Here is a 20,430-nt window from a genome sequence, read left to right on the forward strand (position 1 = left end):
CGGATAAATTATGGGACGCATTCAGATTCCAGATAATCCGGGTCACTTTCGTGTGATTACATCTTATGCTGGCACACCGCTCGTCCTTAACGACAAGACTGGGAAGAAACGGATATCAATACCATGCAAAACAATGGAACAAGCGAACGAACTTTGTCGGCGGCTCAATTCTGGAGAACATGATGGACAAGTGTATTCCCAATCTTAATGAAAAGCAGTCGCCATAAAATCGAGCTGTAACCGCTGCCATGCACGAAATCATTTTTTCCCTTTTCCTTTGTCGAGAGACGGGCGGCTACGTTGCGCGATGGGACGATCCCAAAGGTGGCGGAATCACTACGCAAGGTGATTCGTTATCAGAACTGCATGCGATGATACGGGATGCGATGGCTGGATATTTTGAATTGATCGAATTGCCCGCATTCCGTTTGCGTTTCTCTTAGTTTATAATTGTTTAACCGCACACTAATGAACCTGCTCGAAGTCAAAAATCTTAAAGTGCATTTTCCGGTGAAGCACGGGTTGTTCAGCCGCGTGAAGGCGCAGGTGAAGGCGGTGGATGATGTGAGTTTCGCGATCAAGCCGGGCGAGACGCTGGGGCTGGTCGGTGAGAGTGGTTGCGGCAAGACGACGCTGGGGCGCGCGATTGTGAAGTTGGTTGAGCCGACGGCGGGGAGTATTTTGTTCGAGGGCGAGGACATCGCAAAGTTGAGCGGCGCGGAATTGCGCAAACGCCGGCGGAAGTTCCAGATGATTTTTCAGGACCCGTACGGTTCGCTGAATCCGCGCATGACGGTCGGGCAAATCATTGGCGAGGCCATTGACATTCATCATTTGGCCGAGAGCAGTTCGGCGCGGCAGAAACGGATCGTGGAATTATTGCGCGCGGTGGGGCTTGACCCTTCGCATGCGCAACGCTATCCGCACGAATTCAGCGGCGGCCAGCGCCAGCGCATCGGCATCGCCCGCGCGCTCGCGGTGGAACCGAAGTTGATCGTGTGCGATGAGCCGGTGAGCGCGCTCGACGTTTCGGTGCAGGCGCAAATCATCAATCTGTTGCAGGATTTACAGCAGAAGATGGGCATCGCGTATCTGTTCATCGCGCATGATCTGGCGGTGGTCGAGCACATCAGCCAGCGCGTGATGGTGATGTATCTTGGCAAGGTGGTGGAACTCGCCGAGGAGCGCGCGATCATCGGTTTCCCGAAACATCCTTATACGCAGGCGCTGATCTCGGCGGTGCCGGAAGTGGACCCGAGTTCGAAGCGCAAACGCATCGTCTTGCCGGGGGATGTGCCTTCGCCGATTGATCCACCGCCGGGTTGCCCGTTTCATCCGCGTTGCCCGATTGCGGAATTTCCGCGATGCAAGGTCGAAGTGCCGGCATTGCGTGAGATCACGCCGGGGCATTGGGCGGCGTGTCATTTTGCGAAGTGAAGAGGATGCAGCGGGAATCGTGGTTTCAAGACGTTGGAGCAGGCTTGGGTTCTGTTGAAATGGGTTGGCTGGTTTGACGCAGAGGCGCAGAGGCGCAGAGGGGAAAGGGATTGGCAGGCACTGATGGGAAGGCTTTTGAAAGGAGGTGAGAGAGAGAAATTCGATACGCTCGGTACATGGCGGTTTTGAGTGTGGTTGCCGAGTTTTGGGGAGGTGTTATATTTAGGTATAAGAGAAAGAGTTGTTTATGAAAACCCTAAGATCTTCACGTTTTGCGCAAAGGATTTTCCTCGTGGCTGCGCTGGCGCTTACGCCGCTCGTGACGTTGAATGCGGCGAATACTCCGCCGCCCGCCGTTGCGCCAAATCCTTTAGCCACCGCCAAACTTTCTGCGTCGGCGCGCGAGGTTGTGCGCATGGTTTCCTCGGGTGTGCCAGATGATGTGGTCAAGGCGTATGTGGAAAGTTATCCGTCGGCTTTTAATTTGAACGCGGATAATATTATTGCGATGCAAGGGGTGGGTGTTTCTTCGGCGGTGATGACGGGGATGCTCAATCACGATAAGACGCTACGCGAAAATATGGGTCTGTACGCTTCGACCATGCAACCGCCGATGCAGCCGTCCGCGACGGCGCCGTATCCGAGCGTGGCGCAACCGGCGGATACGAGTTACGGCGATGACACGGATTATTATGGCGCGCTCGCGCCGTACGGAAATTGGAATTACATGGATGGCTATGGCTGGGGATGGCAGCCTTATTCGACTTTGGGGTTCGATGCTTATCCGTGGGGAATTTTAGGCTTCGGCGGGTGGTGTAATTTTCCGGGACGCGGCTGGTGCTGGTTTCCGAATTCGCGCTTTAGAAGTTTCAATCGTTTCGGCGCGTTCGCGGGAAATCGTTTTGGCGGAAGATTTGATGGACGTTTCAACACCGGCTTTCGCGGAAACGTGGGGGTGGGAATTAATCGCGGATTCACGGTGAATCGCGCGACGGGTTTTCGCGGGTTTACTCCGACGGTAAATCGGTTTGGTTCGGGCGGTGCATTTTCAGGCACGCGAATTGGCGGTGGAGTGCATTCGTTCGGTGGAGGAGGCCATTCGTTTGGCGGTGGTGGTGGAGCGCGAGGTGGTGGCGGCGGGCATCGTTAAGAATTTTTTAGTTCACGTCGTGGGGCAGGAATTGAGTGTTGGGTTTGGGGTGGATAAGGAGTGCGTTCGATGGCAGGGAAGTTTTTTTTCCTCCCTGCGGGACTGCGGTGGCACACAAAACCCCTACCCTTTTCCCAACGCCTTGTAAAACAGCGTGACCGAACAAAACCTTCCGTCCGGCCACAGCCCATAGTCGGGAATCTCGCCGCAGCGTTGCCAGCCGTGACGCGCGTAAAGCCGTTCCGCGTCCGCGCCGGTGACCGTGTCGAGAACCAATAGAGTTTTTCCGGCGTCCAAAGCCGCTGGTTCCGCGGCGGCCAGCAACTTAGCCGCAATCCCCCGCCGCCGTGCCCGCCGATGCACCAGCATCTTCGCGATGTCGCCGCGATGCGGCTGATTCTCGGGCAGGTTCAGGATAATTTGCACAGTTCCTATGATCACGCCCGCTTTATCCTCCGCGACGATCACGATGCGTTCGCCCCGCGCCACGCTTGCGGCCACGCCTTGCCAAAAAGTGTCCGCCTTTGCGCGGTTCATCGGGTGCATGAAGCTCACCGACGCGCCGCCGTCCACGCAATCCATGAGCACGTCACCAAGTTCGCGAATCTCACGTTCGCCCAGCGATGGCAAAATCCGAATTTGAACGTCGTCCAACATTTCGTTCCTCCGATACCCAACCAACTCAAAACTCGCTCGGAAATTCTACGGCGCAATTTCCTGCGGCCCCTTGCCACCGTTCACGAGAAATAACACCGCCATGCGCACGGCCAATCCGTTGGTCACTTGATCGAGGATGACGGAGCGTCCGCAATCGGCGATCTCGCTGTCAATTTCCACCCCGCGATTGATCGGGCCGGGATGCATGATGAGCACGTCCGGCTTGGTGAGTTTCATCCGCTTTTTGTTCAAACCAAAAAGATTCACGTATTCGCCCAGGCTCGGGAATATGGACTTGCGCTGGCGTTCGTGTTGGATGCGCAAAAGGTTGATGATGTCGGCATCAGCGATGGCTTCATCCACATTATAAGTCACGCGGCAACCCATCTGCTCGAACACGCGCGGAACCAAGGTGGACGGCCCGCAAAGCGTCACGCGCGCGCCCAGTTTCAGCAACGCCCAGATGTTCGAGCGCGCGACGCGGCTGTATAAAATATCGCCCAGGATGGTGACGTTGAGGCCGGCCACCGTTCCCTTTTTTTCGAGGATGGTGAAAACATCCAGCAACGCCTGGGTGGGATGTTCATGCGCGCCATCGCCGGCGTTGACCACGCAGGCGTTGAGAAAGCGCGAAAGAAAATGCGGCGCGCCGGTCGCGCTGTGGCGGATGATGATGATGTCCGCGTTGAGCGCCTCGAGATTGCGCGCGGTGTCCTTGAGCGTCTCGCCTTTTTTGAGCGAGGAGGCCTCGGCGGAAAAATTGATGACGTCGGCGGTGAGCCGTTGCGCGGCGAGTTCAAAACTGATGCGCGTGCGGGTCGAAGGCTCGATGAAAAGATTGACCACGGTTTTGCCGCGCAGGGCCGGGACTTTTTTGATGGCGCGTTCACCGACGGATTTGAACGCGCGCGCGGTGGCGAGCACGGTATTGATTTCCTCGGCGGTGAGGGATTCGATGTCGAGCAGATGTTTGCGATGCCAGCTCATTTTTTCTCGAGATGCACGGCGTCCTGGCCGTCGGGTTCGGTGAGTTGCACGCGGATATTTTCCGAGCGCGACGTGGGAATATTTTTGCCGACGAAATCCGCCTTGATCGGCAATTCGCGATGGCCGCGGTCCACCAGCACCGCCAGCTGGATGCGGCGCGGCCGGCCGAAATCATTCAACGCATCCAGCGCCGCGCGAATGGTGCGCCCGCTGAACAGCACATCGTCCACCAGCACCACGGTTTTGCCGGTGACATCGAACGGAATCACCGTCGGCAGAATCGCCGGGCTGAGCCGCCGGTCCAAATCATCGCGATGCATGCTGACATCCAGGCTGCCGACCGGGACCGGCTGGTTCCAAATCCCCGCGAGCAACGCGCTCAGCCGTTGCGCAAGTTGCACGCCGCGCCGCTGAATGCCGATCACCACGACCTCCGTGCTGGAATCGTTTTGCTCGGCGATCTCGTGGGCGATGCGCGTCAGCGCGCGGCCCACGGCGGAGGCGTTGAGGATGACGGTGGATTCAGGCATAAAAAAAGCGACCCGGCGCAATACCGGATCGCTGACATTTAAAAATGTTTTCGTTCATGGCTTCCTTGGCAACCTCGCGGGATTGCTCTTAAAGGACGCGGGATTTATAAAATTTTATTCGCCTTTTTGGGCCGCCCGATTCCGGCGCCATTTGGAACGGTGTTTCACGATCCAATCCGTCAGCGCGCGTTCAAACCCGATGTCCTTGCCGGCCTTTTCCGACTCAATCCACTTGTGGCGCAGGATTTCTTCGCGCTCGGCTTGGAACTCCCGATAGAGCGTGGAGTTCTTCACCAAGTCACTGGCACTGGGCGAGATTTTTGTATCATTCGACATAGTCGCAAACATATTTAGGAAATTGTTATGAAACGATTATGTAACATTTGCCACGACAAGACAATCATATTCTACCTTTCGCGGGAGCACAACTTACTCACATTCTGTTCCCAATTTATCATCGGAAAATTCATCTCAGGGCTTGACGCAGAGCTTCGGCAATTTTTATAAATGCCTGCGCGGGAGGCTGCTGTGGAGCGGAGATAACAACCGGCAATCCAGCGTCGCCGCCCTCGCGAATCGCCATATAGATAGGCACCTCCCCTAAAAAGGGGATGCCTTGGCGTTGCGCTTCCGCGCGTCCGCCGCCATGCCCGAAGATCTCCGCACGCTCACCATTGGGCATTAAAAAGTAACTCATATTCTCCACAATGCCAAGAATCGGCACGTTCACTTTCTGGAACATTCCGATGCCTTTGCGGACGACTCCGAGCGACGCCTCCTGCGGCGTGGTGACGATGACGCCGCCATCCAGCGGCACGGTTTGGCAAAGAGAAAGCTGGGCATCGCCTGTGCCCGGTGGCAGGTCCACGAGCAGATAATCGAGTTCGCCCCACGCGACCGACGTGAAAAATTGCTGGATGGTTTTCATGATCATCGGCCCGCGCCAGATGACCGGGTTATCGCCCTCGATGAGAAATCCCATGCTCATCAATTTAATGCCGTGATTCTGCGGCGGGACCATCATCGTCTGGTCTTCGCTCACGCCCGGTTTTTCGTGGATGCCCATCATCAGCGGAATGCTCGGCCCGTAAATATCGCAATCCAAAAGTCCCACGCGCGCGCCGAGATGTTTCAACGCGCACGCCAAATTCACCGAGGTCGTGGACTTGCCCACGCCGCCCTTGCCGCTTGCCACCGCCACGATGCGCTGGATGCCGGGAACGCGATTTTGATTTTGCCACGGGCTTGCCGCGCCCGCCGCTTGCGCGCCCGTCGGCGCTTTGACTTCGACATGCACATGCGTGACGCCCGGCAAACTTTTGAGCGCGCGTTCGCTGTCGGCCTTGATCTGCTGCGCCGCCTCAGGCGAGCCGGATGTGAGCTGCATGGAGACGCTCACCGCGCCGTTCTGCGCGCTGACCTGCTTGATGAGGCCGAAGGACACGATGTCGCGCGTGTAACCGGGATACTTGACCGACTTGAGCGCATTCCTGATTTCGTCTTCTGTAATCATGATATGAATATAGCAGAGTCACGATTGCGGATTGCCGATTAAAACGCAAGAGCCGTTCCAGTGCGGAATGTGGAGTGCGGAGTGCGGAATGGGGGAAGTTTAAAGTGTTCAGTTTTCAGTCAGAAAGAAATTTTCTCCCATCTGTGTTCAGCCCGTGTTCCCTCCGTGGCTAAAAATTTTGTCTTCCTCCGCGCCTCCGCGTCTCCGCGGTTAACTCGGCTTAACCGTCGGCAAAATCGTCGCGCCGCTCAGTGATAAAAAAACGTCTGATCACCGAGCATGGCGTCCACCCATTTCGCGGCGTAACTTTCCGGCAGGGCGACCTGCTTGAGCAGCGTCATCATCTTCACGCGATTGCGGCGGCGGGCGGCGGCGTCAAAGCGTTTGAGCAAGCCCGCCAGATGAAGCCGTTCATTCACGGTGAGGCCGTTAAAATTTTTCTTCGTTTCGTTTTTTCTGCTCATTGAAATCATTAATATCCCTACGAACCAAAACAAGTTGCGGATGCAAAAGCACTTTCTTTGCCTTAATTAAGCATTCTCAAAGAAAATCGAAAAAACTCCTCGATCCCCGCTAAAAATTAAAAAGGCCGGACTCGCGTCCGGCCTTCCAAATTGAGAACAAAGCTTTTTGGCTTTGGTTGACCATTGCGGCGCCGCAGACATACGCCTTAAATTGCACACACAGAACACTGCATTTTTGCACCGTCAACAATGTAACCATACCCCAACGCTGGTTACTCACCAGTCACCAGTACTGGTGACACGGTTGGGGATACTAAAAATGGGAGGGCGGGCGTCTCGCGAGCCCCATATTTATTGAGGTTTTAAATGCACTGATCCTGTCACGGCTCGCGAGACGCTCGCCCTCCAGTCGTTCTTGCGGACCGCGGCTCTGCGAGCCGCAGCAAGGTCCATAAGGTCAAGCCGCTTCCGGCTCAACCTGAAGCGGCAATCTTATTTGCGAGTTGCTGCGGATCACAGATCCGCGATCCGGTAGGAATAAAAATCTTTCTTGCGCCCGGCCAGATTCATCCGCGCATGGTCTTCTATCAGACGCCTCCCGTTGAATTTTTCTGGACAGGCTGTATAAGAAATTTAGGCTGCATGCGAACTTTGCGGCAGCCGTTGGCCGAAGGTTCACCCATATTTTTACCAACAGATCATGCGCCGGTTTTTCGAATACATAGTCAGTCTCTTCAGCAATCGCCGGACGCCCACCAGCCGGCGCAATTTGCTCAGCATGTATTTTGGCGAGAGCAACAGCGGTGGCCGGCGCAAATCCAACCGCGACCGGGCTTAAATTCTGTCCCTGTAGCGACGGCCTAAAACTGCCGAATCCCCCCTCCACAAGGCGTCTTCTTCAAAATATTATCCGCTCGACGCGCCAATAGCCGCACTTATCCGCACTTACGCGCTCGATTTGCCTCCTTGAAAATTAAAAGGGCCGGACTTTCGTCCGGCCTTCTAAATTGAGAACAAAGCTTTTTGGCCTTGGTTGACTTCCGCGGCGCCGCAGACATACGCCTTACATCACACACACAGAACAACTGCATTTTTGCTACCGTCAACGATGTAAACATACCCCAACCCCCATAACCCACCAGTCACCAGTACTGGTGACACGGCTGGGGACACCCAAAATAGGAGGGCGAACGTCTCGAAAACCCCACATTTATTAGGGTTTTAAACGCACTGATACTGTCGCGACTCGCGAGTACGCTTGCCCTCCCATCATTTTGACGGCGTGTTGAAAGACCAATCGCGGTTCGCATAAAAATTCCGGGCGTGACTTTGGCCAGGTTTCGTGGAAACTTTTCCAACCATTATGAAAAAAATCTTGCTAACTTGTTTGTTCGGCCTCCTTGTGGGCCTCGTAACCGTCCGTGCCGAAGATGCCAAAAAAGAAGATGCCAAAGCTTCCGCCAAAGAAGTCGCCATCTTCAAGACCAGCGCGGGTGAAATGGTCATCGAACTCTGGCCTGACGTAGCTCCCAAAACCGTCGAAAATTTCATCAAGCTCGCGAAAAAAGGATATTACGACGGCACCGCGTTCCATCGCATCATCAAAGATTTTATGATTCAAGGCGGCGATCCCAACACGAAGAATCTTGATGCTCCAGAATCCTACGGCCAGGGTGGCCCGGGCTACACAATTCCTGACGAATTCAATGACCGTTCCCATACTCGCGGCGTCATTTCCATGGCCAACACCGGCCGCCCCAATTCTGCCGGCAGCCAGTTCTTCATCTGCACGGGCGACGCCTCGCAGCTTAACCATCATTACACCGCTTTTGGAAAATTGATCAAAGGCGACGACGTCCTCACCAAACTCGCCAACTCGCCCGTCACTGGACCTAATTCGATGGGTGAAATGAGCATTCCTAAACCTCGCGTCGTGTTGGAAAGCGTAAAGATCGTCCCCGCCGATTCCATCAAGTAACCACTTAACCTCAACCCCAAATATATTGTGAGCACCCAAGAAGTCGCAGTCATCAAAACAACAGCGGGCGATATGGTCGTGGAATTCTGGCCGGACGTCGCGCCCAAGACAGTCGAAAATTTCAAGGCTCTCGCCAATAAAGGCTTTTACGATGGCACCGCGTTTCATCGCATCGTGAAGGGTTTCATGATCCAGGGCGGCGATCCGTTGACCAAGGATGCCGAAGCCGAAGCCAGTTGGGGAACCGGCGGCCCGGGTCATCGCGTCAAGGCTGAGTTCAACGACAAGTCGCACGTGCGCGGCGTGCTCTCAATGGCGCGCTCGCAGAATCCCGATTCGGCCGGCAGCCAATTTTTCATCTGCCTGGCTGACGCAAAATTCCTCGACCGCCAATACACCGCCTTCGGCAAAGTGCTCAAGGGCGACGATGTCCTCGGCAAGATCGGCGACAGCCCCACGACGGTGAACAACAGCGGCGAGCGCAGCAAACCGTTGGCGCGTGTCGGCGTGGAGAGCGTCAAGATCGTCCCGGCGGACTCGGTCAAATAGCGGCGTGCCCATGAGCGAGCTGGCCAAATTGGCGACGCTGCTCGCGGCGATGGGTTGTCCGGCGGACAAGACGGCGGAAATGGCGGCGCAGCTCGACAAGCGCGCGCGCCAGCTTGCCGAACAGAAAAATAAAACCTACGCGGAAGCCCTCACGCACCTGCTCACCCTCATGAAACAAGGCTGGGCCGCGAAGGAAAAGGGATTGTGACATCGCTTAACTTGGTCTCTCATCGCCGCGTGAAATTTTCGTCTGAACGGACTGCGGGTCTGCGACCCGCAGCAACATACATCCGGTCAAGCCGCTCCCGGCTCAGTCTAAAGCGGCAATCGGGTCGTGAATTGCTGCGGGTCATAGACCCGCGATCCGCTGGGAGACGCGCCTTTGCCGCAAAGGCTAGCTTCACGTCGTCGTCGCATATCGAATAGTCAAAAAATTTCTTCTATGATTCTCCCCTGGGAAAAAGTCAGTTCCGAACCCGTCGGTGATTTCCGCATCTTCACTGTGCGCACCGACCGGAAAATTTCCCCGCGAACGAAAAAGGAGCACGATTTTTTTGTTATTGATAGCGTGAATTGGGTCAACGTCGTCGCCCTCACACCCGAGCGCGAAATCGTGATGATCGAGCAATATCGCCACGGCTCGAACACTGTCGAACTCGAAATTCCCGGCGGCATGCTCGATGCCAAGGATGCGACGCCCATCATCGGCGGCACGCGCGAATTGCGCGAAGAGACCGGTTACGAAGGCGCCGACGCGCGCATCATCGGCGAGATTTATCCCAACCCGGCGATCATGAGCAACACCTGTTACACGTTGCTCGTGCAAAATTGCCGGATGAAACACGCGGTGGAATTCGACCAGGCCGAAGACCTCGTCACCCGCCTCGTGCCCGCGGCGGAAATTCCCAAACTCGTCGCCAGCGGAAAAATCAAACACTCCCTCGTCGTCGTGGCGCTCTATCACTTCGACCTTTGGCAGCGGGCGAATGGATGAAGTGCCCTCGCTCAACGGAAACTTCTTTTCCGCGACGGTGTTTTTTAAACGGCGTGAATAAAATATGAAGTCCGCCAGTCACAACTTTTCTGTCGAGGGAACGGCCACTATTGTTTTCATTGTAATAAATTTGATGCTTTCCAATTCGGTTGCGAGTGGCGGCAATATGGACTTCTCATTTGGCTGGATAGATTTTCATAGCAGGCATGGATTAGATCTGTCGGTGACTTATTTTAGCCCTTTGTGGCTTGCCGCTTCGATACTGATGTCCGTGTCGCTCGCTTGGTGTCTCTTAAAACTCTCCGCCCGCCCTGCGATTGCTTGAATCCCAAAAAAATTGGCGGCACCTCTTTCGAGATGCCGCCTTGTTTCCCCACCCCTTGATCGTTAGTTCACCTTGGCGTCCGTCTTGGCTTGCTCGCGCAGGAGCATGCCGAGCATGCCGTCCATCAGGCCGTTCGTTCCGCTCGTGCCGCTCACCGAAACATCCGGCACGATGCGCACGTTGCGTTCGCCCACCACTTGCATGAGCTGAAGCATCGTGTAACCCTGCGAACCGATCGCTTCCACGCCCGCGCGATACGCCTCGGCCTTCGCATTGCCCGTCGCGCGGATGGCTTCGGCTTCACCCATCGCGTGCAACCGGATCGCTTCCGCGTCGCCCGTCGCCTGTTTGATGTGCGCGTTCGAATTCAACTCGGCTATGTTCACGCCCTGTTCCGCGCCGACGACTTGTTGCTGGATGTCCGCAATCGCCGTTTCGCGCACGAGTTGTTGGCGCTGCTTTTGCGCGGCTTCCTGCACCTCGTAGGTCTTGCGCTGTTCTTCCGCGATCTTGCGATCCGTCTGCGTGGTCATCAACGCCGCCGGCGGATTGATGTCGCCGATCAATGTATCAATGGCCTGCACGTCGTATGCGCCCAATGCCGTGCGGATATGTTGCGCGGCCTCCGTCTGCCGGTCGCTGCGCGCGCTGAGAAAATCCAGCACCGTATAATTCTGCGCCGAGTTGCGGAAATAATTTCCCACGATCGGTTGCAGAACATGGTCCACCAGATTTTGCATCGAGCCCACGCGCGAGATCACCTTCGGCGCATCCAGCGCGCCCACGTGGATGATCTGCGACACATCCAGGTTGAACGCGAACCCATCGCGCGAACGCACGGTGATGGACGAGAGCTTCGAATCATAATTATGCGATTCGGTGCGCGTCGCCCAGTTCAACACGATGTTCGTCGTCGGCACACATTCCACGTTCATCACGCGCGTGTTCACCGGATGTTTGCCGGGATACAGCGGTGTCACCCACACACCCTTGTGACCGGAGTTCACCAGGTCGCCGTGCTTGAAATCCAAACCGCTCACGTCTTCGTGTGCCATCCCGACAAACGAGATGACCACGCCCACATGCCCGATCGGAATCTCCAGCATCGGCACCTGCTCGACCTGCACAAACCACGGGTTCAAGTTCCACGTGCCCGATAACAGGATCTGCTCCTGCAAACCGCGCCGTCCGCCGCCTTCCAAAAATGCCTGCGCATTCTGGAAATTATCGTGCGTCGCGATGACCGGCCCGGCGATTTCGCCGCCCTCGATCGGGCGTCCATCCAGCGTCGTCACAATGCCCACCTTGTCCGGCTGGATACGTTGCAACTCAAGCTGGCTCGGGTGCATGCCATTCTGCTCCGCGTCTTGCGATGTGATCACCGTGAACAACGCCGTGTTGATGCGATACGTCCCGGCCGTGAGAATGCCCAACTGCCGCCCCTTCTCACCGCCCATCGTCAGGAACTTGCGCGCGTCCTGGAAGTTGTCGCAGTCCACGACTTTCCCCAGAATGCGTTCCGAAGGAATCGGCGCCCCATCCGCCGCCACAACTAGCGCAATCTCGCCTTGAACCACCACGATCACGCGCACCTTGAGGATGCGATATTGCCAGCTCCAATAACCGTAATGCAGGCCCGGCGCCAGCGTGTCCGCCTGATAACCCGCTTCTCCCTCCAGCGCAACCAGTTGCCCCGGTGCAAGCGAACGTCCCGAGAAGCGTTTGATCACAATCCCCACCTGCCGCTCGTGAATCAGCACCGTGTTCAGGTACATCAGCATCAAAAACGCGGATATCCCAAACACCAGCACATACCAATACCAAGCCACGTTGATTCCCGCTTCGCTAAGTAACGATAACGCTAACGTAGCCTTCATATGCACCCTTTCCTTTGTAATTACGCCTCGGAACGGCTATTAACCGCGCCTGGGCGCAATGCATTCAGACTGGGAGAACTTGGGGACCGCGACATGCGGCCCTAGAGGATCGCCCTTCCAATCGCCGACGAGGTTAGCTGACGGGCTTGGTCTTGAAAGTGACCTTGGCCACGGTTACCCGCGCCTCACGCCCCATCCCGGCTACACCGGGAACTGGTTCCCCCGCATTGACCTTCAGGAAGGAAGGCCAACTTAGGCTGCAACTACTTGACACCCTTCCAATCGCACGCGCGCAAGGATTGTCAAATCGAATCAATGCAAATTGCTATCCATCAATAAGATATTTATTGATAATTTATTAATCCAAACCGCATATGTTTTTAATCCTCAACCAGAAAAAGTGTTTTAAAGCACCCTTGCATGACGATTTTTAGTTTACAGTGAGTTTAGGCGAAAGAGCAGAAGCGAAGCGACCCGCGAGAGCCTAAAACTCACTGTAAACTAAAAATCCCGCCGCGACGGAGACTTCAGCGAAACAAACCCAAACCATTCCAGCAATCACCAAAAGCCAAAGAAAAAACAAAAGTATTTCAAAGCGTTCCAGCGCGAGGATTTTTAGTTTATGGCGAGGCTTTGGCGAAGGAGTGGGTCGCTAGACCCATGACTGAGCCAAAACGAAGCCATAAACTAAAAAGACCGCGCGTACAAACAAAACCGGGCCAAACAATCAGGGGGTGATCGAGAGGCCCGGGGAATTTTCGAATTTGGTACAACAGTAGGATTTCGTAGTGATCCAACCTCAATCTGTACCGAACCAAGGTTGAAATCTGCTGGGCAAACAAAGAACAATACTAACAATTTGTGCCCGAAATTTAAAATCGCTTACTGTGCTTAATTAATCATTGATCCTTATCACTGTCAACCGAAAAAATAAAGTATTAGTAAAACTTTATCCATCCATCACCAGCATAAGTCATTGACCAACCTTAGAATAACACCCTTTTGCCCTCGCGCAACTTTTTCACATAATTTTTTTCACCACAGTTTAGCGCATCTCAATAGAAAATGCTCGAATTTGTCCTTCAAATTGTGCCCCTCCCGCCGCTTCTCATTAACCTCCGGCTTTAGCCGGAGGGAACCCCCATACCGATCAAAAAAAACTATCCCGAGCGCAGCGAGGCAAGCCCATCCGCCAATCCCAAGAAAAAATATTCACCACCGCATCCACCTTACCGTCCCCCATTCCGCACTCCGCACTGCCCCCGGTCCCCTGAAAACTTGAAACTTGAAACTTGAAACTGAAAACTTTCCCCATGTTCCAACATTGACAAACCACTGTTTACCCTTTAATTAACTTCCCGGCTGCCAAAGCCATTTTTGTTGAAAGCTCTCCAATCCGTTTAGCGCATGGATGCGTCATGCTCGTATTCCTTTTTCAATCATGAATGGCAGGTCTAAAATTGTTTTGCAGAACCGGGAATCGCTTCTTTATTGGAAGGGCGAAGACCAATGGACGCCCAATCTCGACGAAGCCCAGCCGTTCGCGCACATCGCCGATGCCAACACCTACGCCCGCAAAACCGATTTCGCCGAACTCGACATCGTCATGAGCTTTGGCGATCCCAAATACGACGTCCGCCTCAAGGCCGCCGCGCAATAATTTTCGCGCGCGGGAGAATATTTTCAGACCGGCCCCTCAAATCACCCGCCGCGAACTCCGCGTCACCGTCAACCGATAGCGCCCCGATTTTTTCGTCAACACCAGCGGCGTGTTGAACGCCCGCGAAAGATTTTTCGCATTGAGCACCGAAACTTTCTTTCCCGACGCCAGCACACGCCCGGCTTTCAAGACCAGCGCATGCGAAAACACCGGCATAATTTCTTCCACATGATGCGTTACCAACATCAGCGTCGGCGCATCCGCGCGCTGCCCCAGGCGTTGGAGAAATTGCAGGAAATGTTCCGTCGCCGCCGGGTCCAGTCCCGCGCACGGCTCATCCAAAATCAACAAGCGCGGCTTGGCCATCAACGCCCGCCCGATCAGGACGCGTTGCCGTTCGCCCTGCGAAAGATAAATCCACGGACGCTCCGCGAGATACAAACACTCGATCTGTTCGAGCAACTTCAAACCGCGCGCCCGGTCCGCCCGCGTGATGCGCCCCCAATAATCAATCATCGCATACTTGCCGCTCACCACCGACTCCAGCGCCGGTTCCGTGTCCGCCATGAGTTGCCGAATGGACGAACTCACCAGCCCAATGTGTTTGCGCAACTCCCGCCAATCGCTCGATCCAAAATGTTGATTCAACACCGCGATCTCGCCCGACGTTGGCATGAAATAACCCGTCAACGCACTTAACAAAGAAGTTTTCCCCGAACCATTCGCGCCGAGAATCGCCCAATGCTGTCCCCGCTCGACGCGCCAGTTCACCTCATCGAGAATCCGCGTGCCCTCGCGCTGAATGCACAAATTGGAAACCTCAAGAATCGCCCGCTTCATTCGCAACATCATTCAAGCAAGCCATGAAGCCGTCCTTCATAAAAGAAAGTTTTTCGATCGAACAAACGGCGGATCGGACACTGTCCAGTAAATCGGGAGAATCTCAGAATGCCTTTCATTTACTGCTGCCATCCATTGGCGAGCGGTTGCGCCCAAACTTAAAATCAATGCCCCTGCTGCGCTTGTTGGACAAAGACCTGAAGACGCGAGATCATTTTTTGCAGCGCGGGTTGCACGTTCGCGAAGCGCGGGTCGGCGGCCCATTGTTGCGCGACTGCCAGGGACTCGGCATCACGGCTGGTGAGCGAGGCGCGGTCGGGTGTGACGTTTTGCGTCAGCAGATTCGGCGAGATCATGTAATTGGCGTTCGGATAAACCCCCGCGAAGGCATCCAGTTCGGTAGGGCTGACGCGTTGATCGAGCAGATAATTTTCGAGCACTTGTTTTTGCGCGGGGTCGCGCACGTCGGCACGCGCAAAATAATCCGCGCGCGTCTGCTCGCGGCCTTGCATCATGTCGGGATCGGACTCGAGCGCGGCGAGCGTCGTGGCTGGCGCATTGATCACGAGCCGGTCGAGCGCAAGAAACGCCGCATGCGCCACGGCGGGATTGTCCTGCTTGCGCACAAGGTCGGAAAGCGTGGGCATGAGGTTCGTGCCGCCGACATACACAGCCACGTCAAAGGCTTCCAGATAACCGGTCGAAGGGTCGCCTTGCCAGGACGAATATTGCAGAAGCTCGTTCGCTTTTTGCTGAAGCAAATTTTTCCCGGTGTCGCTGGAATCGCCATTCGCGAGATTGCGCAAGGCCACCGCCCATTCGTCCGGCGAATCTTTGCTGTCGAGGATCACCTTGGAATAATCCGCCGCCGCGCCGGGATCGAGCCGGCCCAGTTCATCCAACAAAAATGTGCGCAGCGTGGGCGCGTCGTCAAGGGTGCCGTTGCTCGCCACTTTGAAACCGAGATGTGTGGAGGCATCCGACTTAGAGTCCAGATATTGGCGGACGAGCGCGACGGCTTGGTCCTTGGGCATGGCCGCAAGCGCGGCGCGCAAAGCGGCAAGCGCCTGGCGCGCGGCCTTGGCATCCGGCGCGGCTTTGACGGCATCGAACAAATTTTGCAACGCGCCGCCGGGCATGCGAACAGGAACATTGGTTGCCGCCGCAACCACCGGCGGTGGCGATGGCGGTGGATTGGTATTAGTGACCGCAACAGACGGCGTGGGTGGCGTCAACGCGGTCGCCTGCCGCTTCACTTCATGCAGATGCAAGGCGTACTCGATGCCAAGCAAAACCACAATGGCAAGAAGCGCACGGATGGCGAGTCGTTTATTGCGTTGCTGGTCCACAGCGAAGGCTCGTTGATTAAAATTCTTTCTTCAACATTAGTTAGCACAACCGCCGTTTTGTGAAAGTTTTTTTTGAGGACGCCTCTCGATGGGCAGGGCGCACGAACGCGCCCCATGCTAAGGCAAAATGGTCACGATATAAGTTTTTGTCCAATCACATTCGTCAGCGAAGAAATGCACCACCACCGTGAAGGTTCCCGCCTCGGTTGTGGTGCCATCCAGTTCAGCATAATTATCATCAGACCCCAGGCTTCCATTATTCAAGTCCACACCCGGAACGGAGCCGGTGGCAGTCGCATCAGTCCGCTCCTTGCTATAGGGAAAGTGTATCCCCTGCGACAAAAAATCACCGACGTGAAGAGGCTTTTGGCCCGGACGCGGAATGTAATTCGTTGAATCTTCCGGGCAAGGTTGCCCGCCGTCCAGCGTTACCTCGATGTACTGCACCACATTGTTGCTATCCGTGGAAATCCTGAATTTTTTCAACCCGTCAAGCTGGTCAAATGCCCGGGCAAGCGGCCCATTCGCCGTCGGAAAATCGCTGGAGAGAGTTGAGCCGGTAACGAAAAGATTTAGCGTGTCTCCCGCGATCGCCGTGCCCTGATCCGTCCCACTGCCGCCGAGATAAGTGGATGAGTAAATCTGCCCGGACGGTGTGAGCGTGGTCACAAAAGCATCACGCCCACCGCTCACGCCTTGATACACGATGGCGCTGTTGTTCGGACTGACGGCCAGCGAATTCACCGCCATGCCCGGTGGTCCCGCCGGACTCCAGGAAGCGCCATTATCGAAACTCTCCAGCACGCCATAACCGCTGGACGCGCTCGTTCCCATATAGATGACCGGCGCGGTGGCTGCGGATGTGTTGGTCCCGATCAAACGATAATATGCCTGCCCGGCCGCCGCCGAAATGAGCAGCGTGTTCTGGCCGTTTAATTGCGTCGGCGACGCCGTCACGTTCGTCCAATGCGGCGGGTTGAGCGATGCCGTGGCTTGCAGCGAAAATTGCAAAGGCCACGCCAACTGCTCCTGCGCTCCCGAAGGCGCGATCGCCAGCGCAGGAGAGGATGGCGACGGCGACGTCGAAGCAATCGCAAGCGCAGTAAACCCGAAACCAGCCGATTCGAACGGCTGTGTCCAACTCACACCGCCATTCGTGCTCACACAAAACACACTGTTGCCCGTGATGCTGGAAACGACCGTCGCAAAGACATTTGATGAATTGCCCGGCGCGAACGCAACCGCCGTGACGATGCCCTGCGCGAACCCGCTGCTCGTGATGCTCCAATTCGCGCCGCCATTGGTGCTTCTAAATAAATCGAAGCCCGAAAAATTATCCACAGCCGTATAGAGGACGGATGAGTTCTGCGGATCCACGGCGACCAGGCTGATATTGAAATTATTCAACCCGTTCGTAACAGCGTTCCACGTATTGCCGCCGTCAATGCTCTTATAAAGATTTTGACCATACTGGCCGGCATACACGATGGAAGATGATTCGGGATCCACGGCAACGGTTTGAACGATGGAACTGATCGGCAAAGGAAGAAAGTTCCAATTCGCTCCTCCATCCGTGGTTTTATAAATACCGCCGTAGGAAACGGCATAAAGCGTATCAGGATGTTGCGGGTCCAGCGCCAGTTCCGTCGAACCGGAAGCCTGCATGACGAGGGGAGAAAAGATCGGACCCAATCCGTTGTTCACCGAAAACCAGCCTGCCCCCGCGTTGGTGCTTTTGAAACAACCGTTCGCCGTGAGCGCGTAAACGACCGACGGATTCGCCGGATTTGCCAGCACCGAATACACCGTGCTGCTGGCGAGCCCGGTATTGCTCACGCTCCAATCATTTCCTCCGTCCGTAGTCTTGAACAATGTTTGCTGGCCTGTTGGTTGAACCCCGTTGAGCACAGGAAAATTCGCCGAATCGGTAAAGCCCGTGACCGAGACCGCGCCATCGTCGGGACGGACGTGGATGCCGTTGACCTGCTCATCACCGCTGCCGCCCAGGTAAGTGCAATAGATCAAATTCGTCCCCGTATAATCAAACGCCGCGACGAACGCATCCCCCACCGCTCCCGCGCCGCGTCCGCCAAAAACCGATTGCGCCGCGTTCTTCACCGGCAAGCCGCCGGAATAATCAGAACCTGCGATCACGACGTTGTCATTGACATCCACGCCGATCGCGTTGACGTAGTCACCGCCCGGATCGCCGAAGTAAGTCGAATAGACCAGCGCGCCATTGGTGTCGTATTCCGCCAAAAAAGCGACGGCGACAAAACCCACTTCGTCCGTATTATTCGTCGTTTGAAACGCGTTCAGCACGGGAAAATTCGTCGAGTAAGTCCAGCCGGTCACGAACGCATTGCCATGGAAATCCACCGCGACCGCCCCACCGAGATTGATCGTGGCAAGCGATAGAAATGGAATGAGAGTCTTGCTGGTGTTGTTTTCCGAATCATTGCCGCCAAGATACGTGGAATAGATGAGGCCGCTGCCATCGCTTTTTAACTTGGCCACAAAAGCGTCACCATTGCCGCCATAAACCGATTGCATGGCATTGGTCGTCGGAAAATGAGTGGATTGCGTGTGGCCGGTGACGACCGCATTGCCATTGATATCAAGGGCGATACTGTTGGCCTGGTCAATGAGTTCTCCGCCAAGATACGTGGAGTAAACCAGCGTATTGCCGTTCGTGCCCAGTTCCGTCACGAAGGCATCGCAAATGCCACCATTGGTGGATTGCAAAGCGTGGAACACGGGAAAATTCGTAACCTCGGTGAACCCGGCGATGTAGGCATTGCCCATTTTATTTACCGCGATGGCCCGGCCAAAACTTGCCTGGTTTATATTATTCAAAATTCCCCCGCCGAGATACGTGGAATAAATCACGGTGCCGTTCGTATCCATTTTCGTGACGAATACATCCTGGTTGCCCTGAAAATTTGTTTGATACGCATTGACGAGCGGAAAATCCATCGAGGTCGTGCTGCCGACCACATAAACATTCTCGTTAAAATCCAGCGCGATTCCCTGCGCTTGATTTCCTGCCGAACCGCCAAAGGTCGCGGCATAAGTTAACACCGGATCAATCACCAGCGGCTGCGTCCGGTCATAATCGGCGATCTCAAAACCGGCGCGCATGCCCGAATGGATCAGATATTCGCCGGACAACATTTTTTTAATGCCATTGATTTCCTGGTAAACGATCGGCTTGCGCTGGCGCACGATGTCACTGCCGATTTGCAAAAGCAAATCGCCGTGGCCATCCGCCGTGATTTTATCCACCCCGGAGAACTCCAGCAAAATTGCGCCGGCATCCGCGCCGGGCCGCAGGACAAAATCGTACTCGAGCTTTTGCTGGTTGCCGTAATAAACCAGATCAATGCCGGGATAAACTTCGTGATACTTCACCTTGCCAAACGTCGGCGCGTCTGTGCGCCAGCCCGCGGAATCGCTGCCGATGAAATAATTCGCCTTGCCCGGCAACAGATCCATGCCTTCGAGCGTTGGATTCGCATTCGCGCCGCTCAGTCTGAGACGCACCAGATGGGCGGGCGCATTGGTGGTGCCACCGCGCAGGGTGAGCCACGTCTCATCGCGCGTGAACAGAAGATTTCCATTTTGGCCATGCGCTAAAAATTGAATCGCGGGGTCCGCCTGGCCGATATTCGCTTCAAAACTGATCGGTAGATTTTGATACGTTTCGCGCGGTGACGCGGTGCCGGCCCTGGCGACCGTGAGTAAAAATGTAATGAAGAATAAGAAAAACCAATGGTTCTTTGGCAAAGCTTTCATGGGATGATTCGATTTGATTTTCATACCGTTGGGATAACGACAGTGCCGCGACGCGTTTAAACGCGCGCTACGGACTATTGCCTGGTATGAGCGTTCCAGACCCCGGCAACCACAGGAAGCAAACCATCCATGCCGGGCGGAATTTTCAGGAGAAACCATGTTGTGAAATCTAACAAAAGTCAATCATTTCCGATGTGCAAATGTTTTTCCTTCCGGTTTCGTCCTACCGTTTTCGGGGATACCACAAGGATTCTGAATTCTGTTAGTTTTACGCCGTCACACTCCATAACATCCTTGCGGACGACCCGTTTGAAAGCGCGGCGTC

At 55.3% G+C, this 20,430-nt stretch carries 18 protein-coding genes and 1 riboswitch; of the genes, 8 read left to right on the plus strand and 10 right to left on the minus strand.

Annotated features, from left to right (window positions below):
• Positions 1–468: 468 nt before the first annotated feature.
• Positions 469–1,437 carry a dipeptide ABC transporter ATP-binding protein gene (locus tag VH413_04745; GenBank protein HEX3797989.1) on the plus strand — a complete coding sequence of 323 codons (969 nt, stop codon included), beginning with the start codon at positions 469–471 and terminating at the stop codon, positions 1,435–1,437.
• A gap of 247 nt (positions 1,438–1,684) precedes the next feature.
• Entirely contained in the window at positions 1,685–2,587 is a 903-nt protein-coding gene (locus VH413_04750) for a hypothetical protein (GenBank protein ID HEX3797990.1), read from the plus strand.
• Between the two features lie 123 nt (positions 2,588–2,710).
• On the opposite strand, the gene VH413_04755 is transcribed toward VH413_04750, so the two are convergent.
• From VH413_04755 to VH413_04780, 6 genes are all read right to left on the minus strand, one after another.
• Positions 2,711–3,244, minus strand: a complete 534-nt coding sequence (locus VH413_04755) for a GNAT family N-acetyltransferase (GenBank protein ID HEX3797991.1) — start codon at positions 3,242–3,244, stop codon at positions 2,711–2,713.
• A gap of 45 nt (positions 3,245–3,289) precedes the next feature.
• Positions 3,290–4,231 carry an aspartate carbamoyltransferase catalytic subunit gene (locus tag VH413_04760; protein ID HEX3797992.1) on the minus strand — a complete coding sequence of 314 codons (942 nt, stop codon included), beginning with the start codon at positions 4,229–4,231 and terminating at the stop codon, positions 3,290–3,292.
• A complete protein-coding gene (gene pyrR, locus VH413_04765; protein ID HEX3797993.1) occupies positions 4,228–4,761 on the minus strand; it encodes a bifunctional pyr operon transcriptional regulator/uracil phosphoribosyltransferase PyrR in 534 nt (177 codons plus the stop codon). The genes VH413_04760 and pyrR overlap by 4 nt, the downstream gene beginning before the upstream one ends.
• Before the next feature lie 114 nt (positions 4,762–4,875).
• The gene (locus VH413_04770; GenBank protein HEX3797994.1) at positions 4,876–5,097 is read right to left on the minus strand and encodes a DUF4032 domain-containing protein; all 222 of its coding nucleotides are present in this window, start codon (positions 5,095–5,097) and stop codon (positions 4,876–4,878) included.
• A 130-nt stretch (positions 5,098–5,227) separates the two neighbouring features.
• Positions 5,228–6,274: an Mrp/NBP35 family ATP-binding protein gene (locus tag VH413_04775; GenBank protein ID HEX3797995.1), complete on the minus strand. Its 1,047-nt coding sequence runs from the start codon at positions 6,272–6,274 to the stop codon at positions 5,228–5,230.
• Between the two features lie 248 nt (positions 6,275–6,522).
• Positions 6,523–6,738, minus strand: coding sequence for a hypothetical protein (locus tag VH413_04780; GenBank protein ID HEX3797996.1), 216 nt, complete (start codon positions 6,736–6,738; stop codon positions 6,523–6,525).
• A gap of 1,363 nt (positions 6,739–8,101) precedes the next feature.
• On the opposite strand from VH413_04780, the gene VH413_04785 reads away from it, so the two are divergent.
• From VH413_04785 to VH413_04805, 5 genes are all read left to right on the plus strand, one after another.
• A complete protein-coding gene (locus VH413_04785) occupies positions 8,102–8,716 on the plus strand; it encodes a peptidylprolyl isomerase (protein ID HEX3797997.1) in 615 nt (204 codons plus the stop codon).
• A 24-nt stretch (positions 8,717–8,740) separates the two neighbouring features.
• On the plus strand, positions 8,741–9,265 hold the full coding sequence (locus tag VH413_04790) for a peptidylprolyl isomerase (protein HEX3797998.1): 525 nt from the start codon (positions 8,741–8,743) through the stop codon (positions 9,263–9,265).
• Between the two features lie 10 nt (positions 9,266–9,275).
• Complete coding sequence (locus tag VH413_04795; protein HEX3797999.1) at positions 9,276–9,473, plus strand: hypothetical protein; 198 nt, start codon at positions 9,276–9,278, stop codon at positions 9,471–9,473.
• Between the two features lie 234 nt (positions 9,474–9,707).
• A complete protein-coding gene (locus VH413_04800) occupies positions 9,708–10,259 on the plus strand; it encodes an NUDIX hydrolase (protein HEX3798000.1) in 552 nt (183 codons plus the stop codon).
• Positions 10,260–10,323: 64 nt separating this feature from the next.
• Positions 10,324–10,584, plus strand: a complete 261-nt coding sequence (locus VH413_04805) for a hypothetical protein (GenBank protein ID HEX3798001.1) — start codon at positions 10,324–10,326, stop codon at positions 10,582–10,584.
• Between the two features lie 62 nt (positions 10,585–10,646).
• Here VH413_04805 and VH413_04810 read toward each other — a convergent pair whose 3' ends face one another.
• Positions 10,647–12,461, minus strand: a complete 1,815-nt coding sequence (locus tag VH413_04810; protein HEX3798002.1) for a flotillin family protein — start codon at positions 12,459–12,461, stop codon at positions 10,647–10,649.
• A 108-nt stretch (positions 12,462–12,569) separates the two neighbouring features.
• A riboswitch (cyclic di-AMP (ydaO/yuaA leader) is annotated at positions 12,570–12,730 on the minus strand.
• 1,172 nt (positions 12,731–13,902) lie between these two features.
• On the opposite strand from VH413_04810, the gene VH413_04815 reads away from it, so the two are divergent.
• Entirely contained in the window at positions 13,903–14,121 is a 219-nt protein-coding gene (locus tag VH413_04815) for a hypothetical protein (GenBank protein ID HEX3798003.1), read from the plus strand.
• A 36-nt stretch (positions 14,122–14,157) separates the two neighbouring features.
• Here VH413_04815 and VH413_04820 read toward each other — a convergent pair whose 3' ends face one another.
• The 3 genes from VH413_04820 to VH413_04830 form a co-directional block, all read right to left on the minus strand.
• Positions 14,158–14,961, minus strand: coding sequence for an ABC transporter ATP-binding protein (locus tag VH413_04820; protein HEX3798004.1), 804 nt, complete (start codon positions 14,959–14,961; stop codon positions 14,158–14,160).
• Between the two features lie 164 nt (positions 14,962–15,125).
• Positions 15,126–16,310 carry a hypothetical protein gene (locus VH413_04825; GenBank protein HEX3798005.1) on the minus strand — a complete coding sequence of 395 codons (1,185 nt, stop codon included), beginning with the start codon at positions 16,308–16,310 and terminating at the stop codon, positions 15,126–15,128.
• 117 nt (positions 16,311–16,427) lie between these two features.
• Positions 16,428–20,105, minus strand: coding sequence for an SBBP repeat-containing protein (locus tag VH413_04830; protein HEX3798006.1), 3,678 nt, complete (start codon positions 20,103–20,105; stop codon positions 16,428–16,430).
• Positions 20,106–20,430: the final 325 nt, after the last annotated feature.

It is taken from the genome of Verrucomicrobiia bacterium (genome assembly GCA_036268055.1).
Classification (GTDB): domain Bacteria; phylum Verrucomicrobiota; class Verrucomicrobiia; order Limisphaerales; family Pedosphaeraceae; genus DATAUW01.